This is a genomic window from uncultured Adlercreutzia sp., from assembly GCA_910585575.1.
In the GTDB taxonomy this organism is placed as follows: domain Bacteria; phylum Actinomycetota; class Coriobacteriia; order Coriobacteriales; family Eggerthellaceae; genus Adlercreutzia.
Genome location: CAJUFS010000004.1, coordinates 21,354 through 27,353 on the forward strand (window position 1 = coordinate 21,354; position 6,000 = coordinate 27,353).

Below are 6,000 nucleotides of genomic sequence, written 5' to 3' on the forward strand. Positions count from 1 at the left end.
CTCTATGGTTTTCTCCAGCACCATCTTCCTCTTCGCCTTCTTCCCGGCCTTCCTGGCGGTCTACTTCCTCATGCCCAGGCGGTCGGCCAGGAACGTCGTCCTCCTGCTGTTCTCGCTTTTGTTCTACGCCTGGGGCGAGCCGGTGTACGTGTGGCTCATGGTGTTCTCCATCTGCTTCAACTGGGCGTTCGGCTTCGCCATATCAAAGACAGCGACCCCCCCCCTCCAGAAGGTTTTACTTGTTCTTGACCTCTTCCTCAACCTGCTCATCCTGGGCTTCTACAAGTACCAGGGCTTCCTGGCCGAGAACGTCAACGCCGCCATCGGCGAGGAGTTCATCGCCGAGCTGAACCTGGCGCTGCCCATCGGCATCTCGTTCTTCACCCTGCAGGCCATCACCTACGTGGTCGACGTCTACCGCGGCCAGGTGAGGGCCCAGAAGAACCCCCTGTACCTGGGCATGTACATCGCCATGTTCCCGCAGCTGGTGGCCGGCCCCATCGTGCGCTACTCCGACATCGAGGCCGAGATCGACAACCGCCGCGCCACGCTGGAGGGCTTCGCCCAGGGCCTGCGGCTTTTCTGCGTGGGGCTGGGCAAGAAGGTGCTGCTCGCCAACACCGCCGGCACCCTGGCCGACTCGCTCCTTCCCCGCGAGGCCGCCGAGATCGGCTTCGTGGGCTGCTTCTCGGGCGTGGCAGCCTACACCTTCCAGATCTACTTCGACTTCTCGGGCTACTCGGACATGGCCATCGGCATGGGCAAGATGATGGGCTTCGACTACCCGCGCAACTTCAACTACCCCTACACCTCGAGGTCGGCCACCGAGTTCTGGCGCCGCTGGCACATGACGCTCGGCGGGTTCTTCCGCGACTACGTCTACATCCCGCTGGGCGGCAACCGCGTGAAGACGCCGCGCTTTATCCTGAACACCATGATCGTGTGGGGCCTCACCGGCATCTGGCACGGGGCGGCCTGGAACTTCCTGCTGTGGGGCCTGTACTGGGGCGTCCTCATCCTGCTGGAGAAGTTCCTCGTCATGAGGGTGCTCGACCGGCTGCCCGGCTTCGTGAGCCACATCTGGTGCGCCGTGCTGTTCTTCTTCGGCTGGCTCCTGTTCGCCGTCACGGGCCTGGGCAACATCGCCGAGTGGTTCTGCGCCATGTTCGGCGCCTACGGCTGGCTCGGCACCTCGACGCTGTGGGAGCTGCAGTCCTGGAGCTACGTGAGCCTCGTGCCCGTCTTCATCGTCGGCTCGCTCCCCTGGGCGCCCTGGCTGCGCAAGAGGCTCCAGGCCTGGGCCGAGGGCGACCCGCGCCGCGCCGTCGTGGCCGCGCCCCAGAAGGGCAACACCGCCGTGCCGCCCTGCCAGGCCGTGCTCGAGGCGCCCGCCGCCACGCCGGCCCGGGCCCGCGCGGTGACCGCCGTCAACGTCGCCGTCGACGCGGCGCTCATCGCCGTGTTCGTGCTGTCGGCCATGTCGGTGGTTTCCAGCTCCTACAACCCGTTCATCTACTTCCAGTTCTAAGGATTCGGAATGAAAGCCCGCAACACCGTTCTTTCCGTAGTTTTCTGCCTCCTCCTGCTAGGCCCCACCGCCCTCTTCGTCGGTCAAGAGAAAATGCACCTCGATCTTCCCGGGTGGCTCACCGCCAAAAACGCCACCTACTTGTCAGGGGGAATCGAGAAGGCAGATATCAGGAAGCACTTATCTCTTGATGGTTTTGCCTCAAAAGAACTCCAAACTTCCCTGGAAACAGCAGTGGGAAACTTCATTCCTTTTAAAGCAAGTGCCCTTCTTGACAACTCTAGCCTCCAACGCTCAGCCATCCAAGCCTCAAATATCCTTTTTAACTACAGCGTATACCCCACTTTCTTTGGCAGTAAAACTGCCTACAGTCCTTCAGCCAACGCTCTCCTAGCCTTCCCTAAAACCGACGAAACATACCTCGAGACCATCTCCAAAACTGCTTCGGGTATTGCCGAAGTCGCACGCCGTCATCCGGAAAAGAACTTTTACCTCGTCGTTTCCGACATCTCAGACTCCACTGAAGCCAATCCCATTGCGCCCCTGCTTTCAAAGCGGGCTCTTACTACAAGAGATTTTGTATCCTCAATGGAAAAGGAATTCAACGAGACGCCGAATGTCCATGCAGTCAGCGTTACCTACAGTGACATGGAGACCTATTACGACAACTACTACACCACTGATCATCACTGGAATGGTTTCGGTACATTTGCTACTTACAAAGCATTGGCCCCTGTCGCAAAGCTGGATCCAGCCGTAGCAACGTACAGCGAGACAATTTCGTTCGGAGATTACGTAACGAACGGTGCCTACGCCCGTGAGGGTCTTATGCTGCTTAACGAAACCATCACAGAACCCAAATTCGATCTCACCGGCCTGGAAGTGCAAAACAAAAAAGTCCCACCCATAGCATCTGAGAACAGCGTTGCCAAGCTGAAGAAACTCGGACTTAAGGCAGCATACAGCTTTTATCCGCAGTGGTATGGTACCGCCAGCCAGACGGCAAAATCTCCGCTCGTAAATACGCTTCTCCCTAACGGAGACAAAGCCGTAGTCATCATGGATTCTTATGCCGATTCTCTTCATTGGCTTCTTGCCCAAAACTATAGCTACCTTAGATGCTATCGCGACATCAGAGACGGTCAGTCAGGCTCCGAAACCCTCGAAGAGAGAATCTCGGAGGTTGACGCCCAAGATATCTACTTCGTGGGAAGCGCCTTTGCCTATTGCCGCATTCCGAGAAACTATCCAAATTACTTCAATTAATCTTTTCGAGAGCACCATCGGCAACACCGCTCTCGTATAATCAACAATGCACATTTGCGGCCTCAAACTCGATAGGAACGTATGCTATGGATACGCAGGCTCTCTCCACCAATGCAGGACACCAGCCCCCTGCCGTGTCTGTCATAGTACCCGTATACAATGGAGAACGCTATTTACGGCAATGCATCGATAGCATACTGCAGCAAACCCTACAGAGCATCGAAGTTATCGTTGTAGACGACGGCTCTTCCGACGACTCCTTAACCATTCTAGCGGACTACGAAAACCGAGATAGTCGCTTGAAAATGTTTCGTCAGTCGCACGGCTACGCCGGCGCCGCAAGAAACCTCGGCATGCGGCATGCCGCAGGAAAATATCTTGTTTTCTGGGACTGCGATGACTATTTCGAGCCGAATGCCCTCGAGCAGCTTTTCTCTATCGCTGAAAGAGATGATGCTGACATCGTGGTGTGTGGCGCCAACCAATTTTATGAGGAGTTGGGCGAAAGCTTCCCAACAGACATTTACGTAAGGACAAAGCGCCTCCCAGAAGCAAGTCCCTTCAATCGCAAAACCAATCCTGACCACATTCTCGATTTCACCAATGAGGCAGCGTGGAACAAGCTGTTTCGTCGGTCGTTCATCGAACGAGAAGGACTTTCTTTTCAGCCAATTCGTAATGGCAATGACGTCTTTTTTGTCGTTTGCGCTTTGAGTCTTGCCGAAAGGATTTCAACAACAACAGAACGCCTCGTAACTTATCGGAAAAATCAAAAATCCAGTCTTGTTGGAAGCCTCTCGCAATCAAACTCCTCGCCTTTCTTCGCCTGGATGGACAGCGCCAAATTTCTTCAGGATCGAGACTCCTTCCCTGCTCAAAGCTTTGCCAATAAAGCTTTGAGCAGCTTGATCTACTTACTGAGAAACATGCAAGATCGTGAAGCGTTTTGCAAAGCCGTGACGCTCCTGAAAGGCAGTGGCCTCCAAACACTGGGCCTTCTTGGGCACGATCCTGATTACTTCTATGTGGACTGGCAGTACGATGTCGTGAGACACATTCAAGAAGACTCGCCCGAAGACTTCTTAATGTATCTTTCGCATCTAACCTATATTCAGCTTACAGAGAAGGGCGCAAGAAACCAGCGACTCAAGTTCAAGAACCGAGACTTGCGTCAGAAGCTCACGGAGACGAAAGCGAAGCTAAAAAAGGCCGAGCAGGAGACCGCCCGAATCAAGCAATCACGTTGCTATCGACTCGCAAATAGCCTAAGAAGCTTACTTCGAGGGAAGAAGTGATCTAGCAACCCGCACCGCGCCGCGCCTCAGGCGCCGATACATGCGCCCAAAAGAGCCGCCCGAACCCTTGGCGCCGCGGACGATATTTCGCAGCGTTTTCTCGGTGAGAAGTTTCATGTTGTCAATTTGCTCAACGTCGTAGCCTTCAGCGATCGCCTGCTCCATTTTGTCAACAATCAGAGCCGGGTCAAGCAGAACGGCGCCCGACAGATACCGGTCTTCGCAACCCACAGTTTCAGCAAAGAGATTCATCTTGTCGTTCCAGACGAGTCCCACTGAAGGTACATCCAGCGAAGTCGCAATGATATTAGCATGCATGCGCGAAGCTATTACTGCACGGTAGGAGGATATTCGATCGATAAGGTCTTGCGAGTTTTTCACGTTGTCGCGCAAGTACGTCTTACGATCAAGGCCGAGCTCCTCGATGAGAGCAATGCCGAAGTTATAGTCCTTCTCCATGCCATTCGTGAAAAACTCCCAAGCAAGACCCCTCTTATCCAATTCGGCGACAATTCCTTTGTAGATGGATTTGACCTCCTCCACATTGAAACCGCCATCATTGGCTTTGAAAATCTCGGGGCGTATGAGACCGACGCCAATAACTTGAGACTCTTTTTTTTCAACGCCGTAAGCTTCATTGGTCCAAATTGCTGGATCGATTACTAAAGTAGGCGAGTCGACATAGCTTTTATCCCAACGAACCAAATGGCTGCAAAGCCGGTTCAAATCGCCGCGCGTAGTCACTTGCCTAACCTGCGGACGGCTAAAAAGATCTTGGAGCAGCTTTTCGTTCTCAACATGAGCACGGCGGCGATTAATTCCAATAGCATTAAAATACACGTCGATATCGCTTCGATTGCTGACGCGATCAAGGATGCCAGCAACCACCTGGTTGAATTTGACGGAATTCATACCGCCACCAGGAAACACCAGCGCATTCGCCTCGTCTAGGACTTTTTGTAGCTTATCGCCATCTTTGGCATAGACGTCAACAATGCTTACTTTGACGTCAAGCCCCTCCTCACGCGCAAGCTTTTGCAGAATGTACTTTGCGCAATCAGCAATAATCGGATCACCGTAATTAGTGATTTTTTCCCTACTGAATACGATAATTTTTCTCATCGAGCGCACCTTTTACTCGCATAGAACAATAGCACTGTCTAACTAAGCTATTATCCCATATGCGGTCATGCTCACAGGCCAGTCAGATAGAAAGTCAAAATAACATCTACTAACCTAAGCTTTTTTTGACCCAGAAACGGATGCCTTTCCCGAGACAATCTTCACGAGCTTCGCTTTGCCCGAGCCCGTTAACTTATTGCCCTGAATAACTACCTTGTACTTCTTTGTTTTTGTGTCAACGTAGATGCCGTACGACTTAGATTTAGCTACCTTATTTTTCGAAACAACGGTCTTTGCCCGTGCGGAATACACCGCGATCCCTTTGTCACCTGCTTGAGAGACAGTGTTGCCACTCAATTTCTTGATCGTCGATCCATTGTGCGCAAAGATGCCATTACCCTTAGGACTCTTGATGGTATTGGACTGAAGCTTCGAGACCTTTGATTTTTGGTCAACGTTAATCGCATTGCTCTTTGATGACGAAACGACGTTTCTCTCCAGCAGGGAAACCGCAGAGCCGTTGAAAAGATGTATGGAATTATTTCCAGTTTTACTAATCTTGTTTTCAATTATCTTAGAAACCGATGACTGCTCGACAGAAATACCGTACTTTCCAGGCGCCGTGATAATGTTGCCTTTGATAGTCTTTGCCGACGATCGTTTGTTGAGATAAATTCCATTGTGAGAAACATTCTTAATGGTGTTCCCCGCAATAGCATTTCCTTTGCTCGATTGGGTAAGCTGTATGCCGTACATTGAAGAGGTTTTTGATTTCACGCCAACGTAAGA

General features: G+C 52.5%; 5 protein-coding genes. 3 read left to right on the top strand and 2 right to left on the bottom strand.

Going from position 1 to position 6,000, the window contains the following annotated elements; all coding sequences use genetic code 11:
• Window positions 1-4: 4 nt before the first annotated feature.
• From QZ307_RS00800 to QZ307_RS00810, 3 genes are all read left to right on the top strand, one after another.
• On the top strand, window positions 5-1,528 hold the full coding sequence (locus QZ307_RS00800) for an MBOAT family O-acyltransferase (RefSeq protein ID WP_295994381.1): 1,524 nt from the start codon (window positions 5-7) through the stop codon (window positions 1,526-1,528).
• 9 nt (window positions 1,529-1,537) lie between these two features.
• Window positions 1,538-2,794: a hypothetical protein gene (locus tag QZ307_RS00805; protein ID WP_295994383.1), complete on the top strand. Its 1,257-nt coding sequence runs from the start codon at window positions 1,538-1,540 to the stop codon at window positions 2,792-2,794.
• An 86-nt stretch (window positions 2,795-2,880) separates the two neighbouring features.
• Window positions 2,881-4,089 (top strand): glycosyltransferase, encoded by a 1,209-nt coding sequence (locus tag QZ307_RS00810; protein WP_295994384.1) that lies wholly within the window; start codon window positions 2,881-2,883, stop codon window positions 4,087-4,089.
• Here the strand turns inward: QZ307_RS00810 and QZ307_RS00815 are convergent.
• Together QZ307_RS00815 and QZ307_RS00820 are read right to left on the bottom strand one after the other, a co-directional pair.
• Window positions 4,069-5,211 (bottom strand): polysaccharide pyruvyl transferase family protein, encoded by a 1,143-nt coding sequence (locus tag QZ307_RS00815; RefSeq protein ID WP_295994386.1) that lies wholly within the window; start codon window positions 5,209-5,211, stop codon window positions 4,069-4,071. The two genes, QZ307_RS00810 and QZ307_RS00815, sit on opposite strands and share 21 nt — an antisense overlap.
• A gap of 114 nt (window positions 5,212-5,325) precedes the next feature.
• On the bottom strand, window positions 5,326-5,988 hold the full coding sequence (locus QZ307_RS00820) for a right-handed parallel beta-helix repeat-containing protein (RefSeq protein ID WP_295994388.1): 663 nt from the start codon (window positions 5,986-5,988) through the stop codon (window positions 5,326-5,328).
• Between the last annotated feature and the right edge of the window lie 12 nt (window positions 5,989-6,000).

Coding starts and splice junctions, on each gene's coding strand:
- QZ307_RS00800 (WP_295994381.1), top strand. CDS start 5: ATGGTTTTCTCCAGCACCATCTTCCTCTTCGCCTTCTTCCCGGCCTTC.
- QZ307_RS00805 (WP_295994383.1), top strand. CDS start 1,538: ATGAAAGCCCGCAACACCGTTCTTTCCGTAGTTTTCTGCCTCCTCCTG.
- QZ307_RS00810 (WP_295994384.1), top strand. CDS start 2,881: ATGGATACGCAGGCTCTCTCCACCAATGCAGGACACCAGCCCCCTGCC.
- QZ307_RS00815 (WP_295994386.1), bottom strand. CDS start 5,211: ATGAGAAAAATTATCGTATTCAGTAGGGAAAAAATCACTAATTACGGT.